A 22,521-nucleotide genomic window follows, 5' to 3' on the forward strand; every position below is an offset into this window, starting at 1 on the left:
TTTTCCACGCCGATTCACACTCCTTTTCCTCGATGTTGCATGAAGCGCCGCCAACCGGCCGATCAGTCGAAGATGCGCGATCGCCGCTCGTTGCGCCGATAGTTGTCGTGACCATCGTCCCAAACGCGCCGACCTTCGAGACGAGCGGGCTCTCGGTTGGCGTGGCCGCTTCCGACGTCCGCTCCCGTTTGCGGGCCGGATCAGCGGCATCATCCTTCCGTGCGACCCCCAGCAGCTCTGCGAGCTGGCCGCGGTCGAGCCAGACGCCGCGGCACGGCATCAGAACTTGCCTTTCACGGCAGGGGCGGGATTGCGGGTCCGCCACAGCGAATAGACGATGCCGGCGGCGAGGATCGCGAAAGTGGCGCCGAGCGACCAGATGGCGGGAAATTTGTCGAGCCCGAGGAAATCGGCGACGAAGATCTTCGAGCCGATGAAGATCAGCAGCACGGCAAGCGCCTGCTTGAGGTAAGCGAAGCGGTGCAGAACGGCAGCAAGTGCAAAATAGAGCGCGCGAAGCCCCAGGATCGCGAAGATATTCGACGTGTACACAATGTAGGGATCGGTGGTGATCGCGAAGATCGCGGGCACTGAGTCCACCGCGAAAATCACGTCCGCGATCTCGATCAGGATCAGCGCGAGGAAGAGCGGCGTCATATAGCGCACCGGCCGCCCCGTCCTCGGGTCCGGCAGCTTCACCAGGAAGCGCTCACCGTGCAACTCCTCGGTCACGCGGAAGCGGCGGCGGATCAGCTTGAGGACCGGGTTCTTTGAGAGATCGGTCTCCTTGTCACCCAGCGCCAGCATCTTGATCCCGGTCAGGATAAGGAAGGCCGCAAAGACGTAGAGAACCCACGCAAACTCGGCGACCAGCGTGGCGCCGATGCCGATCATGATCGCGCGTAGAACGATGACGCCGAGAATGCCCCAGAACAGCACGCGATGCTGATACTGACGTGGTACCGCGAAGTAGCCGAAGATCAACGCGATCACAAAGACGTTGTCGAGCGCCAGGCTCTTTTCGACGACGAAGCCGGTGAGATACTGGATGCCCGCGGTTTCGCCCAGCTGCAACCAAACGAGGCCGGCGAAGGAGACTCCAAGCACGATGTAGCCTGCCGAGAGCACGAGGCTTTCGCGCACGCCAATCTCTTTCTGCTTGCGATGCAGGACACCGAGGTCCAGCGCGAGCAGCACACCGACGATCGACACAAAGCCCAGCCACATCCAAGCGGGGTTGCCGAGCCAATCGAGCAGTAGGAATTCCAAATGCCGCCTCCCTGTCATGGAGTGCGGCTCGATCGGGAGCGTAGGATCGGACCCGGGCATCGAGCGCACTCGATGCGGTCCGACATCACGACCATCATGGTCGCCAGAGGGGCCCGGCCCGCGACGGTCATATAGGAAGCGCCCAGACTAGCCACAAGGGAAGATGCTTCAAACGCAAAGATCAGATCGGCCTTACGGCCTGACCACGCTTGATCGGCAATCTCATCACTGGATCCGCGCGGTCATTCGGCTCATTTCTGCGCCGCGTTGCACGCTGTGCTGGAGTTGCTTGAAAAGCGGACCGTGGGCGACGATCGTCGACCACCCGACCGAACGAGCGCGGCCCGTCCGATTCTTATCCGTGGGTGTCCGCGGCCACTACCACCGCTTGTCCGCCCTTCCCGTCCGAAGGTGAAAGTCCCATTCGTAGCGGGCAACCGCATGCGCCAGCGTGCGGAAACCTGCCGGAACGTGTTCGCACCGCCTTGTGTGATCCTTGGCTAAAAGTGCGTCGGCGGGCGCCGCGAATGCGAGATGTGGAGCTAAGCATGGACCCTAGGAGATATCTCACTGCCGAAGAAGTCGCGGAGCGCTACCGTGGCAGCATCTCGATAGGCACTCTACGCAACTGGCGGGCTATGAGAATCGGGCCGACTTTCATCAAGATCGGCAAAGCCGTGCTGTATCCCGTTGACGAACTCGATGCCTGGGACGAGAAGAACCGCGTGACCTGCCGTGCATCAACGCGCCTCGGCATGAGGGGTCAGGATCAGGTGTGATGATCACCCAGGTGCACGATTTGCCGATCTCAGTTGCCGACCTCACCCAACTTACGCATCACCAATTTCTAGCGCAACTACAGCAGGTTAGTCGATCATAGCAGACTCCTCCATAACCATCCGTCCGGCGACCCGACGCCCTCGGCCGCCGACGTCGCCATGACCCGCCAGGTGGTCGAGGCCGGACGCAGCCTGAACATCACCGTGCACGACCATCTGGTCGTCGGCCGCGAAGGCGTGGCAAGCTTCAAGGCGCTGCGCCTGTTTTGAGTCCCGCCCACCGAACGAGACAAACCACTGCGGCTCGCAGCGGACGGGCTTTCGAAGTGGGGTGGATTGTGGCTGTCGAGGCTGGACAGGGATTTTTGATCATAATCCAATGAACTTGCGCCTCGCCCTTTTCGCCATCTGCTTCGCCGGTCAAGCTGCTGCGTCGCCACTAGCGAGCACCTCCTACCCTGCAGTCGCACTACCCGAGCGTGAATGCGTCGCGCGCGGCGGGCGTTGGGCCGGAAGTTGTTCGGGGCCGCTCAAGGGAGAGCCCTTGCCCCTAAGCCCAGAAATCGAAACCACGATAGTTCAAGCCCTGGCCAAGACGGACAGCCATCCCGTCAAGATTTTGGTCGCCACCAGGGAACGGCGCGAAGGCGAGGAAGTGGTGTGCGGTCTCTACTCAGATCGTGAGGCGGGCGCTCAAGACAGAGCGCGGCCCTTCAGTTGGAGCAACGGCAGACTGATCATGTCTCGGGGACCGGACTGGAATATCGGGACCGCTTGTCTAATCACAAACTACCATGCTCCCTTGCCGTAAGGACGCGACCGTGGTTGCCAAGTCCACCCGCACGCCTCAGGCAATAGCCTCCCTGATCAACGGCTTCCTGAATGGGACTGACGAATGGGCCTGGGATGACTTCGAGTCAGTCCCCCTCGCCGACCCGTCTCTAGAATCGATACGACAACGAGCGATCCCGATGGGGCCGCCCGATGCCGATGAAGCGGGAATCCGTGGCTTGCTCGCCGAGTTGACGGCGTGCTTCCCGGACATCGCTTGAGATAGACATTCGCCCGCCGCGCACGACCATCTGGTCGTCGGCCGCGAAGGCGTGGCAAGCTTCAAGGCCTTGCGGCTGTTCTGACGTCTGTTCGTTTTCGGGGGAACCATCATGCTTTTGCGCAACGCCGTCTCGGCCCTGGCCCTGGTCGCCGCCATCACCGCGCCCGCCCTGGCGGCCGCGCCGAAGCCCAAACCCCGACCCGCGGCCGCGTCCGAGCTGATCATGCTCGACACCCACCTCGACACGCCGGTCAATTTCGGCCGCGTCGACTGGGACATCATGGCCGACAACAGCGCCGATCCGTTCTCGCAGGTCGACTATCCGCGCATGGTCAGGGGCGGCCTGACCGGCGGCTTCTTCGCCATCTACATCGCCCAGGGCCCGCTGACGGCGGAAGGCTACGCCGCCGCCCGCGACGAGGCCCTGATGCGCGCCGTCTGGATCCGCGAGATGGTCGCCCGCCATTCCGACCGCTTCGCCCTGGCCTTCGCCGCCGACGACGCCGCGCGCATCGCCGCCCAGCACAAGCGCGTCGTCTTCCAGAGCATGGAGAACAGCTATCCCCTCGGCGAGGACCTGACGCTGCTGCGGACCTTCTACGACCTGGGCCTGCGGCTGGCCGGGCCGGTGCACTTCCGCAACAACCAGTTCGCCGACAGCGCCACCGACACGCCGCGCTGGCACGGCCTCAGCCCGCTGGGCAAGGCCTGGGTGGCCGAGGCCAACCGGCTGGGGATCATGATCGACGCCTCGCACGCCTCGGACGATGTCTTCGACCAGCTGCTGACCGTGTCGAAGACGCCCATCGTCCTGTCGCATTCCGGCTGCAAGGCGGTGTTCGACCACCCGCGCAACCTCGACGACGGGCGCCTGCGCAAGCTGGCGGCGGCCGGCGGCGTCATCCAGATCAACAGCGTCTATCTGAAGCCCAGGACCAAGCTCGATCCGGCCACCCGCGCCGACCAGGACCGCGTCGACGCGGATAAGGACCGCCTCTCGACCCTGAGCGCCGCCGAGATCGGCCGCCTCAAGGCCGAGCAGCGCCGGATCGACGCCAAGTATCCGCCGCCGGCCAGCTTCGACGACTTCATGGCCAACCTGCTGCACGCGCTCAAGGTCGCGGGCGTCGACCATGTCGGCGTCGGGGCCGACTGGGACGGCGGCGGCGGCGTCGTGGGCATGAAGGACGTCGCCGACCTGCCCAAGATCAACGCCCGCTTGCGGCAGGCCGGCTATTCCGAAGCCGATCTGCGCAAGATCTGGAGCGGCAACATCCTGCGGGTGATGCGTCAGGCCGAGGCCAACAAGGCGACGGCGGCCAAGGCCGCGACGCCGGCGGGCTAGGGCGCGCCGGCCCGGCCGGGGTTGTCGATCGCATAGAGGAGGTGCGGCCGCAAAGGATCGCCCGGCGGCACGGTGACGTCCTCGAAGGCGACGGTCGGGCGCATGCCGATCTTCTCCATCGCCCGCTGCGACGGCAGGTTGATCTTGGAGGTGTAGCCGATCACCCGGCCGAGCCTGAGAACGCTCCAGGCGAAATCCAGGCACGCCGCCGAGATTTCGGCGGCGTAGCCCTGCCGCCAGAAGGCCCGCCCCAGGATCCAGCCGAGCTCGATGCGGTCCTCGCCTGGGGCCTCGTCGCCGGCGACCGACAGGCCCGCGCCGCCGATCAGCACCCCGTCGGCCTTGCGGCGGACGGCCATGAAGCCGAAGCCGTCACGCGCGTGCTGGGCGATGGCCTCGTCGATCAAGGCGTCGGTCTCGGCCGCGTCGAGGACGCTGGGATAGTAATAGCGCCGCACCTCGGGGTCGGCGTTGATGGCGGCGAAGGGCGCGCGGTCGGCGTCGGTCCAGGCGCGCAGCAGCAGGCGCTCGGTCTCCAGCGCCATGGGGACGGCCGCGCCGGGTTTGCTCGACATGATCGTTCTCCGACCCCGTGGGCGGTCGACGCCCGGGCGCGCGATCCTGTAGCCGGGCTCCGACCGAATGCAACCTCGCGGGCTCCTGGCTGTTTCGCAAGGTGACGGCCGGAACGTCCGGCGACAGGAGCCCGAGCATGGTCCATCTGAAGCCCGGCCTTTTCACCCTTTGCGCCGCCGCCGTGGCGCTCGCCGCCGCCGGCGGCCCGAGCGAGGCCCGCTCGCCGCCGCGTCCCGAGCCGCAGCCCGACGCCCGGGACCTGCGCGCCTTCCCCGACGCCGCGCGCGGTCAGGTCCGGCGGGTGATCCGCCTGCCGCCGGCCCGGGACGAGGGCGCGCTCAAGGTGGAGCTGATCGTCGGCCGCACGGTCTTGGCCGACTGCAACCAGCGCGCCTTCGGCGGCAAGCTGGAACAGCGCACGGCCCAGGGCTGGGGCTACGACTACTATGTGCTGCGCGACCTGACGCCGGGCCCTTCGACCCTGATGGCCTGTCCGCGCGGCTCGGCCCAGCGCCGCTTCGTCGGCGTCGCCGACGAGACGCTGATCCGCTACAACAGCCGCCTGCCGCTGGTGGTCTACACGCCGCGAGACGTCGAACTCCGCTACCGGGTCTGGCAGGCGGGACCGGAACAGCAGGCGCCCTAGCCGCGCGCCGTCAGACGGCCGCTTCCCACGCCCTGAACTCGGGCGTCGCCAGCAGGGCCTCGCAATAAGCGCCGGCCGCGCCCGTGTCGCCGTGGTCGGACAGCTTCACGCCGTAGGTGCGGAAACGCGTCGCGACGGGCGTGTAGAAGGCGTCGGCGATCGACCAGCCGCCGAGCAGGAACGGCCCCTCGGCGCCGAACCGGGCGCGCAGGTCGCTCCACAGGGCGACGATGCGGCGGACGTCCTTGCGGGTCGCCTCCGACAGGTCGGCGTCGTGGCGGGCGTCGATCTCCATCGGGCACTCGCCGCGCAGCGAGGTGAAGCCCGAATGCATCTCGGCCGCCGCCGCGCGGCCCAGGGCGCGAGCCGCCGGGTCTTGCGGCCACAGCCGGGCGGCCGGGAACTTCTCGGCGAGGTATTCGCAGATCGCCAGGGAATCCCAGATCGTCAGGTCGCCGTCCTTGAGCACCGGCACCAGCCGTGACGGCGAGTGGGCCGAGATGGCGGTCTCGGAGGCCGTCGCCTGCCGCAGCTGAATCACCGTCTCGACGAAGGGCGCGCCGGTGCGCTTCAGCGCCAGCCACGGCCGCAGGGACCAGGACGACCAGTTCTTGGTGCCGATGACGATTTCCATGCCCGCTTCCTCCGCACGCCGCGCAAATGGCTGGCGCAGCCCTAGCTTGGGGTTAGAGTGGCGACAAGAATTAGAACAACTGTTTCACCGGGAAGGGAATGCGTACATGACCGACGCCGTCGCGCCGGCCGGCTTGACGTCTCGCGCCAAGCCGCTGTTTTCGGAAGGCTACAAGCGCTGGGTCCTCGGGTTGCTGCTCGTGGTCTACACCAGCAACTTCATCGACCGCACCATCATCGCTTATCTGGCTCCGGCCCTGCGCGCCGACCTCAAGCTGACGGCGACCCAGATCGGCCTGCTGCAGGGACCCGCCTTCGCCGTCCTCTACGCGCTGCTGGGCCTGCCCATCGCCCGGCTGGCCGAGCGCAAGAGCCGCGTCTCGATCATCGCCGTCTGCCTGGCGGCGTGGTCGGCCTTCACCGCCCTGTGCGGCGTGGCCCAAAACTTCCTGGTCCTGCTGCTGTTCCGCGTCGGCGTCGGCGTCGGCGAGGCCGGCTGCTCGCCCCCGGCCCATTCGCTGATCTCGGACTATTACGAACCGAAGAAGCGGGCGACGGCGCTGTCGATCTATTCGTTCGGCATTCCGCTCGGCACCATGATCGGTGCGGTGGCCGGCGGCTGGATCGCCCAGAACCTGAGCTGGCGCGCCGCCTTCCTGATCGTCGGCCTGCCGGGCCTCGTGCTGGCCCTGATCGTCAAGCTGGGGATCAAGGAGCCGCCGCGCGGCCATTCCGAAGCCGCCCCCGTCCCGGAGCTGCCCAGCGACGCCACGGTCGAGCCGCAGGCGGCGCCGCCCTCGCTGCTCCAGGTGTTCAAGGTGCTGTTCAGCCGCTGGTCGTGGATCCACCTGGCGCTGGGCGTGATGCTGGCCTCGTTCGCCGGCTACGGCGTCGGCGCGTTCGTGCCGCAATACTTCACCAGCACCTTCGGGTTGAACCTCGCCAAGGTCGGTCTGGTCTTCGGGCTGATCGGCGGCTTCTCGGCCGGGGCCGGCACGCTGCTCGGCGGCTTCCTGACCGACCGCCTCGGCCGCTCGGACGGCAAGTGGTACGCCCTGGTGCCGGCCATCGGCCTGCTGGTCGCCACGCCGGTCTACCTGCTGGCCTACAGCCGCGACGCCTGGACCACGGCGGCGCTGCTGCTGCTGATCCCAGGGATCTTCCACTACACCTATCTGGGCCCGACCTTCGCGGCCACGCACAACCTGGTCGAGCCGCGCATGCGGGCGACGGCGACGGCCATCCTGTTCCTGGTGCTGAACCTGATCGCCCTGGGGGCGGGGCCGGTGTTCACCGGCTGGCTGGCGGACCTGTTCAGCCAGCACGCCTTCGCCAGCCAGGGCCTGGGCGCCTTCCAGGCCGCCTGTCCCGGCGGCAAGGCCGTGGCCGGCGCCTCGGCCGAGGCGGCGGCGGCCTGCCGCGGCGCGGTCGGCCTGGGCGCGCGCCACGCCATCCTGGCCACGACGCTGATCTACGCCTGGGCCGGAGTGCACTACCTGCTGGCGGCGGTCAGCCTGGGCCGCGACCTCAAGGCCGCGGCGGCGAAGAGGGCCGCCTGAGCCGGCCTCCTCGCCGCCCCGACTCCCCAAGCCCCCGGGGAGCCCCGGGACCGGCCCGCCGCCGGACGGCGGGCCGGCCCAACTTCACTACGCGCCCGCCGGCAGCACCCCCAGCATGCGGGCGGTCTCGACGGTGAAGGCGCCTTCGGCCAGCCGCTGGGCGTGCTGGAAGCGGACGATGGCGGCGCGGGTCTGGCCGTTCAGCGTCCCGTCGGGCCGGCCGGCGTCGTAGCCCCAGGCGTTCAGCGTATTCTGGGCCCGGCGGATGACCTCGGGCGAGGCGTTGCGCTCGCACAGCACCTCGCGCCATTCCACCCCGGCGGGCCGTACGGCCCGCTCGCGCGTAGCCGGCTGGTAGACCGCCGGCACGACATAGCTCTCGGCGCGCTCGGGCCTGACCACCCGCTCGACCCGCTCGGTGCGGATCACCGGCGGCACGGTGCGTTCGACGGTGCGGGCCGGCTGGTCGACCACCTGCCGGGCGACCTGACGGGTGACGGCCGGGATCGGCGTCTCGACCACCCGCTCGGGCGAGCGCAGCACGGGGCGCTGCACCGTGCGATAAGAGGCCGGCACCTCGACCAGGCAATAGATCTCGCCCGTCGCCGCCGGGCCGCCCGGATAGGACGGCGTCCAGCCCGCCCGCGTATAGCCGTCGGAGCGGCGCCATTCGGTGTGGGCCGGCGCGGCCAGCTCCTGGACGGACACGGTGTCGTACTGGGCCGGTATGACGTCGCGCCGCACCGTGGCGGGGCTGACCACCACCGTCTCCATCACCGTGCGATAGGTCGCCGGCACGACGATCCGCTCGACGCGGCCGGGGACGGCCACCACCGGCTGGTCGACCCATTCGCGGACGGCGGGGATGGTGCGCGTCTCGCGCCGTTCCGGCGTCACCAGCACCTGTTCGGTGTAGGTCTCGATCAGCGGGGCGATGTTGACCTGGGCGAAGCACTGGCCGGGCCGGGCGATGCCGGCCACGCTGTCGGGCGGGCAGACCACCCCGTCGAAGCCCAGCGGCAGGCCCGACGCCGGTCCGGCCGCCGGCAGGTCGGGGCGCATCGGCGGCGCGTCGGCCCGGGGCCCCGGCCCCTGCGCCGGCGGTCCGCCGGCCAGCTCCACATCGGCCTTGGCGGCGGCCTGGGAGGCGGTCATCAGGACGGCGCCGGCCGCCGCGAGGATCCAGATCGTTTTGCGCATGAGCTCGGCAAGTCCAGCAAGGTCTTCGACGTTCAGAGAACATTAACCCCCAGTCGAGCCGCCAGGGACAGGCTTTCTCCCCTCAGGCGAGCCGGCGGCTTGACAGGCGCGTCCCCGCCGCCCACTGACCCCGGCGAAATCCCATCCGTCACCGCAGTCGGAGCGCCCGTCATGATCCCCCGCTACGCCCGCCCCGAAGCCGCCGACATCTGGTCGCCCCAGACCAAGTACAAGATCTGGTTCGAGATCGAGGCCCACGCCGCCGACGCCATGGCCGAGATCGGGACCATCCCGAAGCTGGCCGCGCAAACCATTTGGGAGAAAGGCCGCGACGCGCTGTGGGACTCGGACCGCATCGACGAGATCGAGCGCGTCACCAAGCACGACGTCATCGCCTTCCTGACCCACGTCTCCGAGATCGTCGGCCCCGAGGCCCGCTTCCTGCACCAGGGCATGACCTCGTCCGACGTGCTCGACACCTGCCTGGCGGTGCAGCTGTCGCGGGCCACCGACCTGCTGCTCGACGACGTCGACCTGGTGCTGGCTGCGCTGAAACGCCGCGCCTTCGAGCACAAACTGACCCCGACCGTCGGCCGCAGCCACGGCATCCACGCCGAGCCGACCACCTTCGGCCTCAAGCTCGCCGGCCACTACGCCGAGTTCCAGCGCGCCAAGGAGCGCCTGGCCATGGCCCGGTTCGAGATCGCCACCTGCGCCATCTCCGGCGCCGTCGGCACCTTCGCCAATGTCGACCCGCGCGTCGAAAAGCACGTGGCCGAGAAGATGGGCCTGGCCGTCGAGCCGGTATCGACCCAGGTGATCCCGCGCGACCGCCACGCCGCCTATTTCGCCGCCCTGGCCGTGGTCGCCTCGTCGGTCGAGCGTCTGGCCGTCGAGATCCGCCACCTGCAGCGCACCGAGGTGCTGGAGGCCGAGGAGCCGTTCGATCCGGGCCAGAAGGGCTCGTCGGCCATGCCGCACAAGCGCAACCCGATCCTGACCGAGAACCTGACGGGCCTGGCCCGGCTGGTGCGCTCGGCGGTGGTGCCGGCCCTGGAGGACGTCGCCCTGTGGCACGAGCGCGACATCAGCCACTCGGCGGTCGAGCGCGGCATCGCCCCCGACGCCACCATCCACCTCGACTTCGCCCTGCGCCGCCTGGCCGGCGTGGTCGAGCGGCTGAACATCTATCCCGAGAACATGGCCAGGAACCTCGACCGCCTCGGCGGCCTGGTGTTCTCGCAGCGCGTCATGCTGGCCCTGACCCAGAAGAACGTCAGCCGCGAGGACGCCTATGCGGCGGTCCAGGGCAATGCGATGAAGGTCTGGCGCGGCGAAGGCCGCTTCATCGACTTCCTGAAGGCCGACCCGGTGGTCTCCAAGGCCCTGCCCGACGCCGAGCTCGAAGCCCTGTTCGACCTCGGCTACCACTTCAAGAACGTCGATGTGATCTTCGACCGGGTGTTCGGGGAAGGCTGATGACGGGCGGCGAAACGCAACTGGTCCTGCGGCTCAACCCCGCCCTCGATCCGGCGCGTTTCGCCAAGGCCTACGCCCGCGACGGCGTGGTGCAGATCCCGGGCCTGTTCGAGCCGGACGTCGCCGAGTTCCTGGCCCGGATGCTGGAGGGCTCGATGAGCTGGGACCTGGCCCTGTCCGACGCCGAGGGCCGTCACGACGTGCTGGACCAGGCCACGATGGCCCGGCTCGGCCGCGAGACCCTGGCCGCGCGGATCGGCGCGGCGGTCGGCCGGGCCCGCGAGGGCTTCGCCTACGTCTATCTCTGCTATCCGATGATCGAGGCCTATCTGGCCGGGCGCGACCCCGGCCATCCGGCCCACGTGCTGACCGAGTTCCTCAACAGCCCCGAATTCCTCGACTTCGGCCGGACCGTGATCGGCGCGAAGGCGTCGCTGACCAAGGCCGACGCCCAGGCCACCTTCTACCGGCCCAACGACTTCCTGAGCCTGCACGACGACCAGGGCGTCGGCGAGCGGCGGGCGGCCTACACCCTCGGCTTCACCCGCCGCTGGCGGCCGGACTGGGGCGGCCAGCTGCTGTTCCATGACGGCCAGGGCGAGATTGAGCGCGGCTTCATGCCGGCCTTCAACATGCTGACCCTGTTCAAGACCCCGCGCTGGCATTCGGTGGCGCCGGTGGCCGCCTACGCCGGCTCGCCTCGCCTGTCGGTGGTCGGCTGGCTGCGCGACGACCCGCCGGCCGGCAAGGGCGCCGCCTGAGGGGCAGCCGATGAAGAACGCCGACTACGAGACCCTGGTCCAGGCCTGCCGCGACGGCGACACCGACGCCTGGCGCGTGCTGGGCCTGCGGCTGATGAAGGGCGATCGCGCCCCGCTGCGGCCCCAGGACGGCGCCGACCTGCTGGCCAACGCCGCCGAGACCGGCGATCCCGAGGCCCTGCGCCATGTCGCCGTGCTGTCCGCCAAGGGCCTGCACCGCGAGCAGAACTGGGCCCTGGCGCTGGACTGCCTGCAGACCGCCGCCGAGAACGGCTCGGCCTCGGCCCGCCGCCAGCTGGCCCTGCTGACCGGCGAGCAGAAACTGGCGGCCCAGGCGTTCGGGACCATTCCGCCGACGCCGGACGTCTGGCGCCGCCTGCGCCGCGCCGTCGACATCGAGGCCTGGCTGAACCCGCCGCCCAAGCGGATCGTGCTGCAATCGCCGCGCGTTCGCGCCGTCGAGGGCTTCCTGCCGCGCCCCCTGTGCGACTGGATCGTCGCCCGCGCCAAGGGTCGCCTGCGGCCGGCGCGGGTCTACGGCCGCGAGGACGGCGCGGCCATGCTGGAGGAAGGCCGCACCAACAGCGAGTTCGCCTTCGAGCTGGAGGACTTCGATCTGGTCCTGGCCGTGGCCCAGGCGCGCATTGCCGCCGCCATGAGCCTGCCGGTCGCCCAGTTCGAGCCGCCCAACGCCCTGCACTACAAGCCGGGGCAGGCCTTCAGCCGCCACTTCGACTTCCTCGACCCGGCGGCGCCCGCCCTGGCGCGCGACATCGCCGCCAACGGCCAGCGGATCGCGACCTTCCTTCTGTACCTGAACGACGACTACGAGGGCGGCGAGACGCAGTTCCCGATGGTCGACCTGCGCCACCGGGGCGCGGCGGGGGATGCGTTGTACTTCGCCAATATCGACGCGTCCGGCGCGCCGGACCGCCTGACCCTGCACGAGGGCCTGCCGCCGACGCGCGGCGAGAAATGGCTGCTGTCCCAGTTCGTACGGGGACCGGCGGGCTGAGCCCGCATGGAACACCCGGCCGGCGGCCGGGCTTCCCCGGCTAGGCGCCGGCCTTGATCTGCTCGCGGGCGACGGCCAGCAGCTCGTCCATCTTGGAGCGCACCTCGCCCTCGGACACCTTCACGCCGGCGCCGGAAAGGTCCTGGCTGACCTTGCGCAGCACGTCCTCGTCGCCGGGCTGCTCGAAGTCGGACTTGACCACCGCCTTGGCGTATTCCTCGACGCTCTCCAGGCCCATCAGGCCGGCGGCCCATTGGCCGAGCAGCCGGTTGCGGCGCGCGACGGCCCGGAACTCGATGTCCTGATCGTGTGCGAACTTGTTTTCGAAAGCCTGTTCGCGGTCGTCGAAGGTGGTCATGTTCGTTCCAGAAACCTCAGCTCGCGCGGTCCATTATAGCGCGCCGGGCCGCCCCGCAATGCACAACAGGTTTCCGGGCGACGATCGGCCGCGTGACCATGACCGAAAAGCCGCTGTTTTCACGCGGGATTTCCATGATCGACACGCCGGGAGAAACGGCCGCCGCTTCCACTGGGGCCCAAACCGCGCTAGGTTCCGCCCGCTTATATCATGAGCGAGAGGTCCCGGTGGAACGCGCGCGCTAATCGATAGCTGCGCGCGATTTCGTTTTCGGGGTCCGGCTCGCGCCGAGGAAGGCTGACATGACCCGCCGCAAGAAGATCTACGAAGGCAAGGCCAAGATTCTGTACGAAGGGCCTGAGCCCGGCACCCTGATCCAGTACTTCAAGGACGACGCCACCGCTTTCAACGCCACCAAGAAGGCCGTGCTCGAAGGCAAGGGCGTCATCAACAACCGCATCAGCGAATATGTGATGACGCGCCTGAACGGCATCGGCGTGCAGAATCACTTCATCCGCCGCCTGAACCTGCGCGAGCAGCTGATCAAGGAAGTCGAGATCATCCCGCTGGAGGTGGTCTGCCGCAACGTAGTCGCCGGCTCGCTCTCCACCCGCCTGGGCCTGCCCGAAGGCCAGGCCCTGCCGCGCTCGATCATCGAGTTCTACTTCAAGGACGACAAGCTGGGCGACCCGCTGGTCACCGAGGAGCACATCACCGCGTTCAACTGGGCCCAGACCCAGGAGATCGACGACATGATGGCCATGACCCTGCGCGTGAACGACTATCTGAGCGGCATGTTCGGCGCCGTCGGCATCACCCTGGTCGACTTCAAGGTCGAGTTCGGCCGGGTGTGGGAAGGCGACTTCGCCCGCATCATCCTGGCCGACGAGATCAGCCCCGATTCCTGCCGCCTGTGGGATTCGCAGACCAACGAGAAGCTGGACAAGGACCGCTTCCGCCGCGATCTGGGCAATGTCATCGAAAGCTATACGGAAGTCGCCCGCCGGCTCGGCATCATGAACGAGATGCCGACCGTCATTCAGGGCGGCAAGGGTTAAGAGCTAAGCGTCAGGGTGATCATGAAAGCCAAAGTCCACGTGTTCCTGAAGCCCGGCGTCCTCGACGTCCAGGGCAAGGCCATCGAAGGCGCCCTGCACGGCCTCGGCTGGGGCGGCGTCGAGCATGTCCGCGTCGGCAAGACCATCGAGTTCGACCTCAAGGCCGCCGGCGCCGACGAGGCCCAGGCCGAGGTCAAGACCATGTGCGAGAAGCTGCTCGCCAACACCGTCATCGAAAGCTACCGGGTCGAAATCGTCGCCTGATCGACCCGCGATCCCTGGAATTTGGGAATCCCCCTCTCCATCTGCGATCCGCTCGACCAAAGAGAACGGGCGTTAGGGAGACGGGGATGGTTCCTCATCAGGCGCATGGCCGGCATCATCTCGCCCAGGTCAATGTCGGCAAGCTGGTCGCGCCGCTGGACGATCCCCGCATCGACGACTTCCGCGACAACCTGGAGCGGATCAACCTGCTGGCCGAAGCCCAGCCGGGGTTCGTGTGGCGCGCGGTGGGAACCGGCTTCGACGCCACCGACCTGCGCCCCTTCGAGGACCAGGACCTGCTGGTCAACGCCTCGGTGTGGGAAAGCCTCGAGGCCCTGGCCGCCTTCGCCTACCGCACGGACCACAAGGAGTTCGTGCGCCGCCGTCACGAGTGGTTCCAGCCCTCGGACCAGCCGACCCTGGTGATGTGGTGGCTGCCGGCGGGCCAGACCCCCGCCCTGGAAGACTGCGTCGCGCGCCTCGACCACCTGCGGGCGCACGGGCCGACCGCCCACGCCTTCGACTTCAAGACCCGCTTCCCCGCTCCCGCGGTGGCGGCCGCCGTCGGCTGATCCCCGTTTCGCGGCGCCGGCCGAGGTCCTAGAATGCCTTCGACAGCGGGAGGCTTCCGGATGAGAGCTGTTCTTGTCGCCGCCGCCGCCCTATGCGCCGCGGCGGCGCCCGCCGCCCGCGACACGGGCCTGCGCCTCGCCAGCGCCGACCTGCGGCCCGGCGAAAGCGTCCGCTCGGCCCAGGTCAACAGCGGCTACGGCTGTCACGGCGAGAACCGCTCGCCAGCCCTGGCCTGGGACGGCGCGCCCCCGGGGACGAAGAGCTTCGCGGTCAGCGTCTTCGACCCGGACGCCCCCAGCGGCGGATGGTGGCATTGGATCGCCTTCAACCTGCCGTCGACCGCCCGGGGCCTGCCGGCCGACGCCGGCGCCGCCTCCGGCAAGGGACTCCCGCCGCCAGCGGCGCAGGGCCGCAACGACTTCGGCCCGGCCGGCTATGGCGGCCCCTGCCCGCCGCTGGGCCAGAGCCACCGCTACGTCTTCACCGTCTACGCCCTGAAGACCGACAGGCTGGCCCTGGACGCCCGGACCGACGGTCCGGCCTTCGCCGCGGCCATCGACGGGCAGGTGCTGGCCAAGGCCACGCTCACGGCGACCTACGGACGCTGATCGGCGGCGCGGCGCGCTGGCGTTTTCGGCGGCCCGCTGCTACATGGCGCAGCCATGAAATCCGCCGTCATCGTCTTCCCAGGGTCCAATTGCGATCGCGATTGCGCCGTGGCCGTCGAACGCTCCACCGGCTCGGCCGTCGAGATGGTCTGGCACCAGGAAACCAAGCTGCCCGACGGCCTGGACCTGATCGTCCTGCCGGGCGGCTTCTCCTACGGCGACTATCTGCGCTGCGGGGCCATGGCCTCGCTGAGCCCGGTGATGCGCGAGGTGATCCAGGCCGCGACCAACGGCACGGCCGTGGTCGGCATCTGCAACGGCTTCCAGATCCTGTGCGAGGCGGGCCTGCTGCCTGGCGCCCTGCTGCGCAACGAGGGCCTGAAGTACGTCTGCAGGCCGATCGACCTGGAAGTGGTCAACGCCCAGACCCGCTTCACCGCCGGCTATCAGGGCCGCCGCGAGGTGACCATGACCATCGGCAACGGCGAGGGCAACTTCTTCGCCGACGAGGCGACCCTCGACCGGCTGGAGGGCGAGGGCCAGGTGGTGTTCCGCTACAAGGACAATCCCAACGGCTCGTCGCGCGGCATCGCCGGCGTCGTCAACCGCCAGGGCAACGTGCTGGGCCTGATGCCCCACCCCGACCGGGCGTTCGAGACCGAGCTCGGCTCGGCCGACGGCGCCATCCTGTTCCAGAGCGTCCTGGCCAGCGCCTGAGGCGCGGCCTGTCCGCCGGCTGACGCGCCCCGCGCGCCCCAGACGTACATTATAACAGCAAGGTTGCCCTGGCCGGCGCTTTGCGACACCTTTCCGCCTTCGGCGCCGGGGCGCCGCAGGGTCGAGGGGTCTTCATGCCAGGTCTTTTCCGCGCGGGCGTCGCGCTTTCCGCCGTCCTGGCCCTGGCGCCAGGCGCCTGGGCCCAGCCCAAGACCACCCCGCCGCTCACCCCCGACATTCCCGCCAAGTTCATGGCTCCGACCGCCGGCTACGACTACGTCAAGCGCGAGGTGATGATCCCGATGCGCGACGGGGTGAAGCTGCACACCGTCATCGTCATCCCCAAGGGGGCCAGGAACGCCCCGATCATCCTGACGCGCACGCCCTACGACGCCTCCAAGCGCGCCGAGCGCAACGCCTCGCCGCACATGATCGCCGTCCTGCCCCAGATGGACGAGGTGTTCGCCGGGGCCGGCTACATCCGCGTGTTCCAGGACGTGCGCGGCAAGTACGGCTCCGAGGGCGAGTACGTGATGACCCGCCCGGTGCGCGGCCTCCTCAACGCCAGCGCCGTCGACCACGTCACCGACGCCTGGGACACCATCGACTGGCTGGCCAAGAACCTGCCCGAGACCAACGGCAAGGTCGGGATGATCGGCTCGTCCTACGAGGGCTTCACGGTGGCCATGGCCCTGCTCGACCCGCATCCGGCCCTCAAGGCCGCCGTGCCCGAGAGCCCGATGATCGACGGCTGGATGGGCGACGACTGGTTCCACTACGGCGCCTTCCGGCAGGTCAACCTCGACTACTTCACCGAGCAGACCAGCGTGAAGGGCCAGGGCGAGCCGGTGGCGCGCGGCGCCCTCGACGACTACGAGACCTTCCGCCGGGCCGGCTCGGCCGGCGCCTACGCCAAGGCGGCCGGCTTCGACCAGCTGCCCTACTGGCGCAAGGTGTCGGAGCATCCGGCCTATGACGCCTTCTGGCAGGCCCAGGCCCTGGACAAGCTGCTGGCCGAACGGCCCACGAAGGTGCCGACCATCTGGCTGCAAGGCCTCTGGGACCAGGAGGACATGTGGGGGGCGGGCCACACCTACGCCGCCCTGGCCCCGAAGGACCCGGACGGGCTGAACCACCTGGTCATGGGCCCGTGGCGGCACAGCCAGGTCAATTATGACGGCTCCAGCCTGGGGGCCCTGAAGTTCGACGGCGACACCGCCCTGCAATTCCGCCGCGACGTGCTGAAGCCGTTCTTCGACCAGTATCTGAAGGACGGCCCCAAGGCCGAAACCCCGCGCGTGCTGATCTACAACACCGGCGAGAACCGCTGGGAGCGGTTCAAGAGCTGGCCGCAATCATGCGACAGCGGCTGCCCGGCCAAGTCGCGGCCGCTATATCTGTCCGCCGGCTCGGCCCTGTCGTTCTCGCCCCCCGCCGCCGCCGACGCGCCCTATGACGAATACGTCTCCGACCCGGCCAAGCCCGTCCCCTACCAGCCCCGCCCGGTCACCTTCGCCGACGACCTCGCCTGGAAGCGCTGGCTGGTCGCGGACCAGCGCTTCGCCGCTGACCGCACCGACGTCCTCGTCTACGTCACCGAGCCGCTGACCCAGCCCCTGCGCATCGCCGGCGCGCCGGTCGTCAACCTCTTCGCCTCCACCTCCGGCTCCGACGCCGACTGGGTGGTCAAGCTGATCGACGTCTATCCCGACGAGGTTCCCTCCGATCTGAAAATGGGCGGCTACCAGCTCGCCGTCGCCATGGACATCTTCCGCGGCCGATACCGCGAGAGCTTCGCCAAGCCCGTCGCGATCACCCCCGACAAGGCCCTGCCCTACCGCTTCGCCCTGCCCGCCGCCAACCATGTCTTCCTGCCCGGCCACCGGGTCATGGTCCAGGTCCAGTCGTCCCTGTTCCCCCTCTACGACCGCAACCCCCAGACCTTCGTCGACAACATCTTCTTCGCCAAACCCGACGACTACAAAAAGGCCGTCCAGCGCGTCTTCCACGCCAAGGACGCGCAGAGCTACATCGACCTGCCCGTCGTTCCAGGGAACTGAGCCCTGAAACGACGAAGGGGCCGGCTTTCGCCGGCCCCAGGGTCTCGATCCGGACGGACCCTCAGCGGTCGCGGCGCGGCTCGTGCTCGCGCGGTTCGCCTGGCTTGCCGCCCTGCTGATGCTGCTGGCCGGGTTGCTGGCGTTGGGGGTTCGACTGCTGCTGCTGCGGCTTCTTGGTGTCTGCGCCCATGGCGGGATCTCCTTGTCGCCTTTTGAGGGGGATGCCGTGACCGGCCCAGGTCAACCGGGCGCGGCCCCGATTGTTCCCTAGTTTTTCGATCGCCCGCCCGGCCGCCGCGCCGCCGAAGGTTCCGCAGCCCGGGAAAGCGCGCTAGAAGGCGCACCCATGACGCTCGCCTCCGCCTCCCCCGCGAAACCCATGGCCGAACTCGCCCGCGAATACGGGCTGAAGCCGGAAGAATACGACCTGATCCTGAAGCGCCTGAACCGCGAACCCAATGAGGTCGAGCTCGGCGTATTCAGCGTGATGTGGAGCGAGCACTGCTCCTACAAGTCCTCGCGCAAGCACCTGTCGAAGTTCCCGACCAAGGGCCCGAAGGTGATCTGCGGTCCCGGCGAGAACGCCGGCGTGATCGACATCGGCGACGGCCAGGCCTGCATCTTCAAGATGGAGAGCCACAACCACCCGTCCTACATCGAGCCCTACCAGGGCGCGGCGACGGGCGTCGGCGGCATCATGCGCGACGTGTTCACCATGGGCGCGCGGCCGGTGGCCCTGCTGAACGCCCTGCGCTTCGGCGATCCCAGCCATCCCAAGACCAAGCGCCTGCTGGCCGGCGTCGTCGCCGGCATCGGCGGCTACGGCAACTGCGTCGGCGTGCCGACGGTGGCCGGCGAGACCGAGTTCCACCCCGGCTACAACGGCAACATCCTGGTCAACGCCATGTGCGTGGGCCTGGCCGACGCCGACAAGATCTTCTACTCGGCCGCGCCGGCCGCCGGCCTGCCGGTGGTCTATTTCGGCTCCAAGACCGGCCGCGACGGCATCCACGGCGCGACCATGGCCTCGGCCGAGTTCGACGAGGATTCGGAAGAAAAGCGCCCCACCGTCCAGGTCGGCGACCCCTTCGCCGAAAAGCTGCTGATCGAGGCGACGCTCGAGCTGATGGCCACCGGCGCCGTCGCCGCCATCCAGGACATGGGCGCGGCCGGCCTGACCTCGTCGTCGGTCGAGATGGCCGGCAAGGGCGGCGTCGGCATCGAGCTCGACCTCGACGCCGTGCCCCAGCGCGAAGAGGGCATGAGCGCCTACGAGATGATGCTGTCGGAAAGCCAGGAGCGCATGCTGGCGATCCTGAAGCCCGGCCGCGAGGCCGAAGGCCAGCGCATCTTCGAAAAGTGGGGCCTGGACGCGGCCACCATCGGCATGACCACCGACACCGGCCGCATCGTGCTCAAGCACAAGGGCCAGGTGGTCTGCGACCTGCCGCTCAGCCCGCTGTCGGACGACGCGCCGCTCTATGACCGCCCGCACGTGGCCACGCCCAAGGCCCCGCGCCTGACCGTGCACGAGGTCCCGCCCCCGGCCGACTACGGCGCGGCGGTGCTCAAGCTGATGAGCACGCCGAACATGGCCTCCAAGCGGTGGATCTGGGAGCAGTACGACCGCCACGTCATGGCCGACACCCTGGACGACAGCTCGACCGGCGCCGACGCCGGCGTCGTGCGCGTGCATGGGTCGAAAAAGGCCCTGGCCGTCACCTCCGACTGCACCCCGCGCTATGTGTTCGCCGACCCGTACGAGGGCGGCAAGCAGGTGGTGGCCGAGGCCTGGCGCAACCTGACCGCCGTCGGCGCAGACCCGATCGCCATCACCGACAACCTCAACTTCGGCAATCCCGAGCGGCCCGAGATCATGGGCCAGATCGTCGGCGCCATCGAAGGCATGGCCGAGGCCTGCCGCACGCTCGACTTCCCGGTCGTGAGCGGCAACGTCTCGCTCTACAACGAGACCAACGGCGTCGCCATTCCGCCGACCCCGACCGTCGGCGCCGTCGGCCTGATCCCCGACTACGCGGTCCGCGCCGGCTTCTCCGGCATGAAGGACGGCGACGTGCTGGTGCTGATCGGCCAGAGCCACGGCGAACTGGGCGCCAGCCTCTATCTGCGCGACGTCCTCGGCCGCGAGGAGGGCGCCCCGCCGCCGGTGGACCTGGCGCTGGAAAAGAAGACCGGCGACCTGGTGCGCGGCCTGATCCGCTCCGGCGCGGTCCAGGTGGCGCACGACCTGTCGGACGGCGGCCTGGCCTGCGCCGCGGCCGACATGGCCCTGGCCAGCAATGTCGGCGTCGACCTCGCCCCCACCAGCCAGCTGCACGCCCACCTGTTCCTGTTCGGCGAGGACCAGGCCCGCTATCTGGTCGCCGTCGGCGATCCCAAGGCGGTGCTGGACGCGGCCCAGGCGGCGGGGGTTCACGCCTCGGTCGTCGGCAAGGCCGGCGGCGAGGACTTCCGCTCGCACGACCTGTTCAACATCCCCCTGGCCAAGCTGCGCGAAGCCAACGAGGGCTGGCTGCCGGGCTATATGGGCGAGACGGCCTGAGGCCCCGATCGGGCGCGCGGGGCCGCCCCGCACGCCCGATCCCCCCTCCATGGATTGCCAGTCCGCCCGCTCTTGGCGAGTATCGGCGCCGTGTCGCCATGGGGGCTGAAATGTTTGGTCGACCTGACGCCGAGCAGCCCGTGTCGGGACTTTCGCTTCCGCCCGAAGTGATCGTCGCCTCGCCGGTGAAGACGTTGCTTCTTTTCATCGGCTGCTTCGCCTTTTCGACCGCCGCCCTATTGATCCGGGCCACCCCCGACAATCGGGCCTGGCTCTGGCTGGGCGGCGTCTTCTTCGGCCTGGGCTGCCTGATCGCCGTCTGGATGCTGATCCGCCCCATGAGCCTGGTCCTGGACGGCGAGGGCTTCACCCTCAAGGGCGGCATGGTGCGGCGCGAGAACAGGATTCCCTGGCGGGACATCGAGAGCTTCTTCGTCTATCGCGGTCCGCGCGGCGTCCAGATGATCGGCTTTCGCTATCGGCCAAACCGACGGCCCAACCCCAGGATCGCAGCCGTCGTGCAGGCGATCGTCGGCGGCGCCGACGGCGCTCTGCCCAAGGGCTGGCCCCTCAATCCGCAAGCCATGGTCGACAAGCTCAACGCCTATCGCGAGCGCGCCCTGGCCGCCGCGCCCGCGTCGCTGCGGGCGACCTGACCGCGTCCGCCGGGGCCCTCGACCGGTTGACCTGGGCCGCCGCCGCGCGCCGTATGCCCCTTCTTAAGGTTTCTCGGCCATTCAATCGGATCAGGACGGAGATTTTTCAGTGCCCATGCCCGCCGACCAGTTGGAAGCCGAACTGCGCGAGGCCTTTCCCGACGCCGAAATCGTCATTGACGACCTGGCCGGCGATGGCGACCACTATCGCGCGCGCATCGTCTCCACCGCGTTCGCCGGCCTGACCCGCGTCAGGCAGCATCAGCTCGTCTACGCGGCCCTCAAGGGCAAGGTCGGCGGGGAACTGCACGCGCTGGCGCTGGAAACCCAGGCGCCGTCGGGAGGCTGAGCCGATGCGCTTTCGTCCGTTCGCCGCTTCTGGGACCGTGGTTTCGGCCGTCTCATTGGCCTTGACGGACGCGGGCGGCCGCCGCCGGCCCGCCGACTGGACGGCGCTGGTCTATCGAGCCCTCGAGAACGGCGTCAACTGCTTCGAGGTCCAGGGCGTCGACCCGGCCATCGCCGAGGGACTGGCCGAGGCGCTGCGGGCCGTGGACCGCCGGCTGGTGTTCATCGCCTGGCGGCTGGGCCGCAAGCTCGGCCCCAACGGCGGCCCGGTTCGCGACTTCAGCGCCGAGGCCCTGGCCCTGGCCGCGCAATCGGCCCTGGCCCGCACCGGCCTCGACTATCTCGACCTCGTCATGCTGGACGATCCGCGCGGGGACGAGCTCTCCACCTCGGCCATGGCCACCTTGAAGGCCCTGCGCGCCTCGGGCGGGACCCGGATGCTGGGCGTCGCTGGCGAGGGCGAGGCGATGGACTTCTACATCTCCTCGCGGCACTTCGACGTGCTGGCCATCCCCTACAACCTGATCTCGGGCTGGCGCGACCGGCATCGCCTGAAGGCGGCGGTGGAGCGGGACATGCCGGTGATCGGCTACGGCTACTATCCGCGCGCGTTCCACCAGCAGCAGCAACAGCAGGCCGCCCAGCCGGCGCCCCGGTCCGGCTTCTGGGGCGGACGGGCGCGGGTCGACCCGCTGGCCGGGGCCGGCACCTACGCCTTCCTCGACCGCACCGAAGGCTGGACGGCCGAGCGCATCTGCCTCGCCTACGCCCTCACCGAACCGGCGATCGCCACCGTGCAGATCGTCGCCGACCAGCTCGACGCCATCGACGCCCTGGCCATGACCGCCGACCGCGATCTGCCGCCCGGCGTCGCCGCCCAGATCGAGATGGCGCGGTTCGGCGGCAAGGCCGAGGACCAGGATCCGCGCCGCAGAGCTTGACCCGGGGCCTCGCGGTCCCTAGCTGAGGCTCGACATATCTCCTCAGGCCCAAGGCGGCT

General features: G+C 69.1%; 24 protein-coding genes and 2 pseudogenes. 19 read left to right on the forward strand and 7 right to left on the reverse strand.

What is annotated here, in order from left to right; genetic code table 11:
- Positions 1–280, reverse strand: a pseudogene (locus C5708_RS07910) (hypothetical protein); the annotation flags it as partial.
- Positions 280–1,269, reverse strand: a complete 990-nt coding sequence (locus tag C5708_RS07915; protein ID WP_242919682.1) for a TerC family protein — start codon at positions 1,267–1,269, stop codon at positions 280–282. The pseudogene C5708_RS07910 and the gene C5708_RS07915, both read right to left, overlap by 1 nt.
- 548 nt (positions 1,270–1,817) lie before the next feature.
- Here C5708_RS07915 and C5708_RS07920 point away from each other — a divergent pair.
- The 4 genes and pseudogenes from C5708_RS07920 to C5708_RS07935 all read left to right on the forward strand — a co-directional run bounded on the left by C5708_RS07920 (position 1,818) and on the right by C5708_RS07935 (position 4,447).
- A complete protein-coding gene (locus C5708_RS07920; RefSeq protein ID WP_137900589.1) occupies positions 1,818–2,048 on the forward strand; it encodes a helix-turn-helix domain-containing protein in 231 nt (76 codons plus the stop codon).
- 105 nt (positions 2,049–2,153) lie between these two features.
- Positions 2,154–2,318 (forward strand): annotated as a pseudogene (locus tag C5708_RS07925) (JAB domain-containing protein); the annotation flags it as partial.
- 551 nt (positions 2,319–2,869) lie between these two features.
- Positions 2,870–3,100 (forward strand): hypothetical protein, encoded by a 231-nt coding sequence (locus C5708_RS07930; protein WP_242919684.1) that lies wholly within the window; start codon positions 2,870–2,872, stop codon positions 3,098–3,100.
- A 111-nt stretch (positions 3,101–3,211) separates the two neighbouring features.
- Positions 3,212–4,447: a dipeptidase gene (locus C5708_RS07935; protein WP_242919686.1), complete on the forward strand. Its 1,236-nt coding sequence runs from the start codon at positions 3,212–3,214 to the stop codon at positions 4,445–4,447.
- On the opposite strand, the gene C5708_RS07940 is transcribed toward C5708_RS07935, so the two are convergent.
- Positions 4,444–5,022 carry a GNAT family N-acetyltransferase gene (locus C5708_RS07940; protein ID WP_242919688.1) on the reverse strand — a complete coding sequence of 193 codons (579 nt, stop codon included), beginning with the start codon at positions 5,020–5,022 and terminating at the stop codon, positions 4,444–4,446. The genes C5708_RS07935 and C5708_RS07940 overlap by 4 nt on opposite strands.
- A gap of 137 nt (positions 5,023–5,159) precedes the next feature.
- Here C5708_RS07940 and eco point away from each other — a divergent pair, with 137 nt between their 5' ends.
- The gene (gene eco, locus C5708_RS07945; RefSeq protein ID WP_242919690.1) at positions 5,160–5,669 is read left to right on the forward strand and encodes a serine protease inhibitor ecotin; all 510 of its coding nucleotides are present in this window, start codon (positions 5,160–5,162) and stop codon (positions 5,667–5,669) included.
- A 10-nt stretch (positions 5,670–5,679) separates the two neighbouring features.
- Here the strand turns inward: eco and C5708_RS07950 are convergent, their stop codons facing one another.
- Positions 5,680–6,303: a glutathione S-transferase family protein gene (locus tag C5708_RS07950; RefSeq protein ID WP_242919691.1), complete on the reverse strand. Its 624-nt coding sequence runs from the start codon at positions 6,301–6,303 to the stop codon at positions 5,680–5,682.
- Positions 6,304–6,409: 106 nt separating this feature from the next.
- Here C5708_RS07950 and C5708_RS07955 point away from each other — a divergent pair, with 106 nt between their 5' ends.
- Positions 6,410–7,861, forward strand: a complete 1,452-nt coding sequence (locus tag C5708_RS07955; protein WP_242919693.1) for an MFS transporter — start codon at positions 6,410–6,412, stop codon at positions 7,859–7,861.
- Positions 7,862–7,948: 87 nt separating this feature from the next.
- On the opposite strand, the gene C5708_RS07960 is transcribed toward C5708_RS07955, so the two are convergent.
- Positions 7,949–9,061, reverse strand: coding sequence for a peptidoglycan-binding domain-containing protein (locus C5708_RS07960; RefSeq protein WP_242919695.1), 1,113 nt, complete (start codon positions 9,059–9,061; stop codon positions 7,949–7,951).
- A 171-nt stretch (positions 9,062–9,232) separates the two neighbouring features.
- Here C5708_RS07960 and purB point away from each other — a divergent pair, with 171 nt between their 5' ends.
- The 3 genes from purB to C5708_RS07975 are packed head-to-tail and all read left to right on the forward strand — an operon-like array spanning position 9,233 to position 12,316.
- Positions 9,233–10,540 (forward strand): adenylosuccinate lyase, encoded by a 1,308-nt coding sequence (purB, locus tag C5708_RS07965; RefSeq protein WP_242919698.1) that lies wholly within the window; start codon positions 9,233–9,235, stop codon positions 10,538–10,540.
- Entirely contained in the window at positions 10,540–11,301 is a 762-nt protein-coding gene (locus C5708_RS07970; protein ID WP_242919699.1) for a 2OG-Fe(II) oxygenase family protein, read from the forward strand. Before purB ends, C5708_RS07970 begins: the two co-directional genes overlap by 1 nt.
- Positions 11,302–11,311: 10 nt before the next feature.
- Complete coding sequence (locus C5708_RS07975) at positions 11,312–12,316, forward strand: 2OG-Fe(II) oxygenase (RefSeq protein WP_242919701.1); 1,005 nt, start codon at positions 11,312–11,314, stop codon at positions 12,314–12,316.
- A gap of 40 nt (positions 12,317–12,356) precedes the next feature.
- Here the strand turns inward: C5708_RS07975 and C5708_RS07980 are convergent, their stop codons facing one another.
- On the reverse strand, positions 12,357–12,674 hold the full coding sequence (locus tag C5708_RS07980) for a DUF1476 domain-containing protein (protein WP_121449843.1): 318 nt from the start codon (positions 12,672–12,674) through the stop codon (positions 12,357–12,359).
- A gap of 302 nt (positions 12,675–12,976) precedes the next feature.
- Here C5708_RS07980 and purC point away from each other — a divergent pair, with 302 nt between their 5' ends.
- The 6 genes from purC (at position 12,977) to C5708_RS08010 (ending at position 17,954) form a co-directional block, all read left to right on the forward strand.
- On the forward strand, positions 12,977–13,732 hold the full coding sequence (gene purC, locus C5708_RS07985) for a phosphoribosylaminoimidazolesuccinocarboxamide synthase (protein ID WP_242919703.1): 756 nt from the start codon (positions 12,977–12,979) through the stop codon (positions 13,730–13,732).
- 21 nt (positions 13,733–13,753) lie between these two features.
- A complete protein-coding gene (purS, locus tag C5708_RS07990) occupies positions 13,754–13,996 on the forward strand; it encodes a phosphoribosylformylglycinamidine synthase subunit PurS (RefSeq protein WP_242919705.1) in 243 nt (80 codons plus the stop codon).
- Positions 13,997–14,082: 86 nt separating this feature from the next.
- Positions 14,083–14,568, forward strand: a complete 486-nt coding sequence (locus C5708_RS07995; RefSeq protein ID WP_242919707.1) for a DUF3291 domain-containing protein — start codon at positions 14,083–14,085, stop codon at positions 14,566–14,568.
- Positions 14,569–14,628: 60 nt separating this feature from the next.
- Entirely contained in the window at positions 14,629–15,177 is a 549-nt protein-coding gene (locus C5708_RS08000) for a YbhB/YbcL family Raf kinase inhibitor-like protein (protein ID WP_242919709.1), read from the forward strand.
- Positions 15,178–15,231: 54 nt separating this feature from the next.
- Entirely contained in the window at positions 15,232–15,894 is a 663-nt protein-coding gene (gene purQ / locus C5708_RS08005; RefSeq protein WP_242919711.1) for a phosphoribosylformylglycinamidine synthase subunit PurQ, read from the forward strand.
- Between the two features lie 134 nt (positions 15,895–16,028).
- Positions 16,029–17,954 carry a CocE/NonD family hydrolase gene (locus tag C5708_RS08010; protein WP_242919713.1) on the forward strand — a complete coding sequence of 642 codons (1,926 nt, stop codon included), beginning with the start codon at positions 16,029–16,031 and terminating at the stop codon, positions 17,952–17,954.
- Between the two features lie 61 nt (positions 17,955–18,015).
- Here the strand turns inward: C5708_RS08010 and C5708_RS19435 are convergent, their stop codons facing one another.
- Complete coding sequence (locus tag C5708_RS19435; RefSeq protein WP_278253850.1) at positions 18,016–18,144, reverse strand: hypothetical protein; 129 nt, start codon at positions 18,142–18,144, stop codon at positions 18,016–18,018.
- A gap of 156 nt (positions 18,145–18,300) precedes the next feature.
- Here C5708_RS19435 and purL point away from each other — a divergent pair, with 156 nt between their 5' ends.
- From purL to C5708_RS08030, 4 genes are all read left to right on the forward strand, one after another.
- Positions 18,301–20,517, forward strand: coding sequence for a phosphoribosylformylglycinamidine synthase subunit PurL (gene purL / locus C5708_RS08015; RefSeq protein ID WP_242919721.1), 2,217 nt, complete (start codon positions 18,301–18,303; stop codon positions 20,515–20,517).
- A 140-nt stretch (positions 20,518–20,657) separates the two neighbouring features.
- Complete coding sequence (locus C5708_RS08020; RefSeq protein WP_242919723.1) at positions 20,658–21,173, forward strand: hypothetical protein; 516 nt, start codon at positions 20,658–20,660, stop codon at positions 21,171–21,173.
- Between the two features lie 115 nt (positions 21,174–21,288).
- Positions 21,289–21,522 carry a BolA family transcriptional regulator gene (locus tag C5708_RS08025; protein WP_242919725.1) on the forward strand — a complete coding sequence of 78 codons (234 nt, stop codon included), beginning with the start codon at positions 21,289–21,291 and terminating at the stop codon, positions 21,520–21,522.
- A gap of 55 nt (positions 21,523–21,577) precedes the next feature.
- Positions 21,578–22,462, forward strand: a complete 885-nt coding sequence (locus tag C5708_RS08030; RefSeq protein ID WP_242919727.1) for an aldo/keto reductase — start codon at positions 21,578–21,580, stop codon at positions 22,460–22,462.
- Positions 22,463–22,521: the final 59 nt, after the last annotated feature.

It is taken from the genome of Caulobacter sp. CCUG 60055, from assembly GCF_022750545.1.
Taxonomy (GTDB): domain Bacteria; phylum Pseudomonadota; class Alphaproteobacteria; order Caulobacterales; family Caulobacteraceae; genus PUIC01.

Bases quoted from the DNA above. Each gene is read 5' to 3' on its own strand.
- C5708_RS07920 (WP_137900589.1), top strand. From the start codon at position 1,818: ATGGACCCTAGGAGATATCTCACTGCCGAAGAAGTCGCGGAGCGCTAC.
- C5708_RS07935 (WP_242919686.1), top strand. From the start codon at position 3,212: ATGCTTTTGCGCAACGCCGTCTCGGCCCTGGCCCTGGTCGCCGCCATC.
- C5708_RS07940 (WP_242919688.1), bottom strand. From the start codon at position 5,022: ATGTCGAGCAAACCCGGCGCGGCCGTCCCCATGGCGCTGGAGACCGAG.
- eco (WP_242919690.1), top strand. From the start codon at position 5,160: ATGGTCCATCTGAAGCCCGGCCTTTTCACCCTTTGCGCCGCCGCCGTG.
- C5708_RS07950 (WP_242919691.1), bottom strand. From the start codon at position 6,303: ATGGAAATCGTCATCGGCACCAAGAACTGGTCGTCCTGGTCCCTGCGG.
- C5708_RS07955 (WP_242919693.1), top strand. From the start codon at position 6,410: ATGACCGACGCCGTCGCGCCGGCCGGCTTGACGTCTCGCGCCAAGCCG.
- C5708_RS07960 (WP_242919695.1), bottom strand. From the start codon at position 9,061: ATGCGCAAAACGATCTGGATCCTCGCGGCGGCCGGCGCCGTCCTGATG.
- purB (WP_242919698.1), top strand. From the start codon at position 9,233: ATGATCCCCCGCTACGCCCGCCCCGAAGCCGCCGACATCTGGTCGCCC.
- C5708_RS07970 (WP_242919699.1), top strand. From the start codon at position 10,540: ATGACGGGCGGCGAAACGCAACTGGTCCTGCGGCTCAACCCCGCCCTC.
- C5708_RS07975 (WP_242919701.1), top strand. From the start codon at position 11,312: ATGAAGAACGCCGACTACGAGACCCTGGTCCAGGCCTGCCGCGACGGC.
- C5708_RS07980 (WP_121449843.1), bottom strand. From the start codon at position 12,674: ATGACCACCTTCGACGACCGCGAACAGGCTTTCGAAAACAAGTTCGCA.
- purC (WP_242919703.1), top strand. From the start codon at position 12,977: ATGACCCGCCGCAAGAAGATCTACGAAGGCAAGGCCAAGATTCTGTAC.
- purS (WP_242919705.1), top strand. From the start codon at position 13,754: ATGAAAGCCAAAGTCCACGTGTTCCTGAAGCCCGGCGTCCTCGACGTC.
- C5708_RS07995 (WP_242919707.1), top strand. From the start codon at position 14,083: ATGGTTCCTCATCAGGCGCATGGCCGGCATCATCTCGCCCAGGTCAAT.
- C5708_RS08000 (WP_242919709.1), top strand. From the start codon at position 14,629: ATGAGAGCTGTTCTTGTCGCCGCCGCCGCCCTATGCGCCGCGGCGGCG.
- purQ (WP_242919711.1), top strand. From the start codon at position 15,232: ATGAAATCCGCCGTCATCGTCTTCCCAGGGTCCAATTGCGATCGCGAT.
- C5708_RS08010 (WP_242919713.1), top strand. From the start codon at position 16,029: ATGCCAGGTCTTTTCCGCGCGGGCGTCGCGCTTTCCGCCGTCCTGGCC.
- C5708_RS19435 (WP_278253850.1), bottom strand. From the start codon at position 18,144: ATGGGCGCAGACACCAAGAAGCCGCAGCAGCAGCAGTCGAACCCCCAA.
- purL (WP_242919721.1), top strand. From the start codon at position 18,301: ATGACGCTCGCCTCCGCCTCCCCCGCGAAACCCATGGCCGAACTCGCC.
- C5708_RS08025 (WP_242919725.1), top strand. From the start codon at position 21,289: ATGCCCGCCGACCAGTTGGAAGCCGAACTGCGCGAGGCCTTTCCCGAC.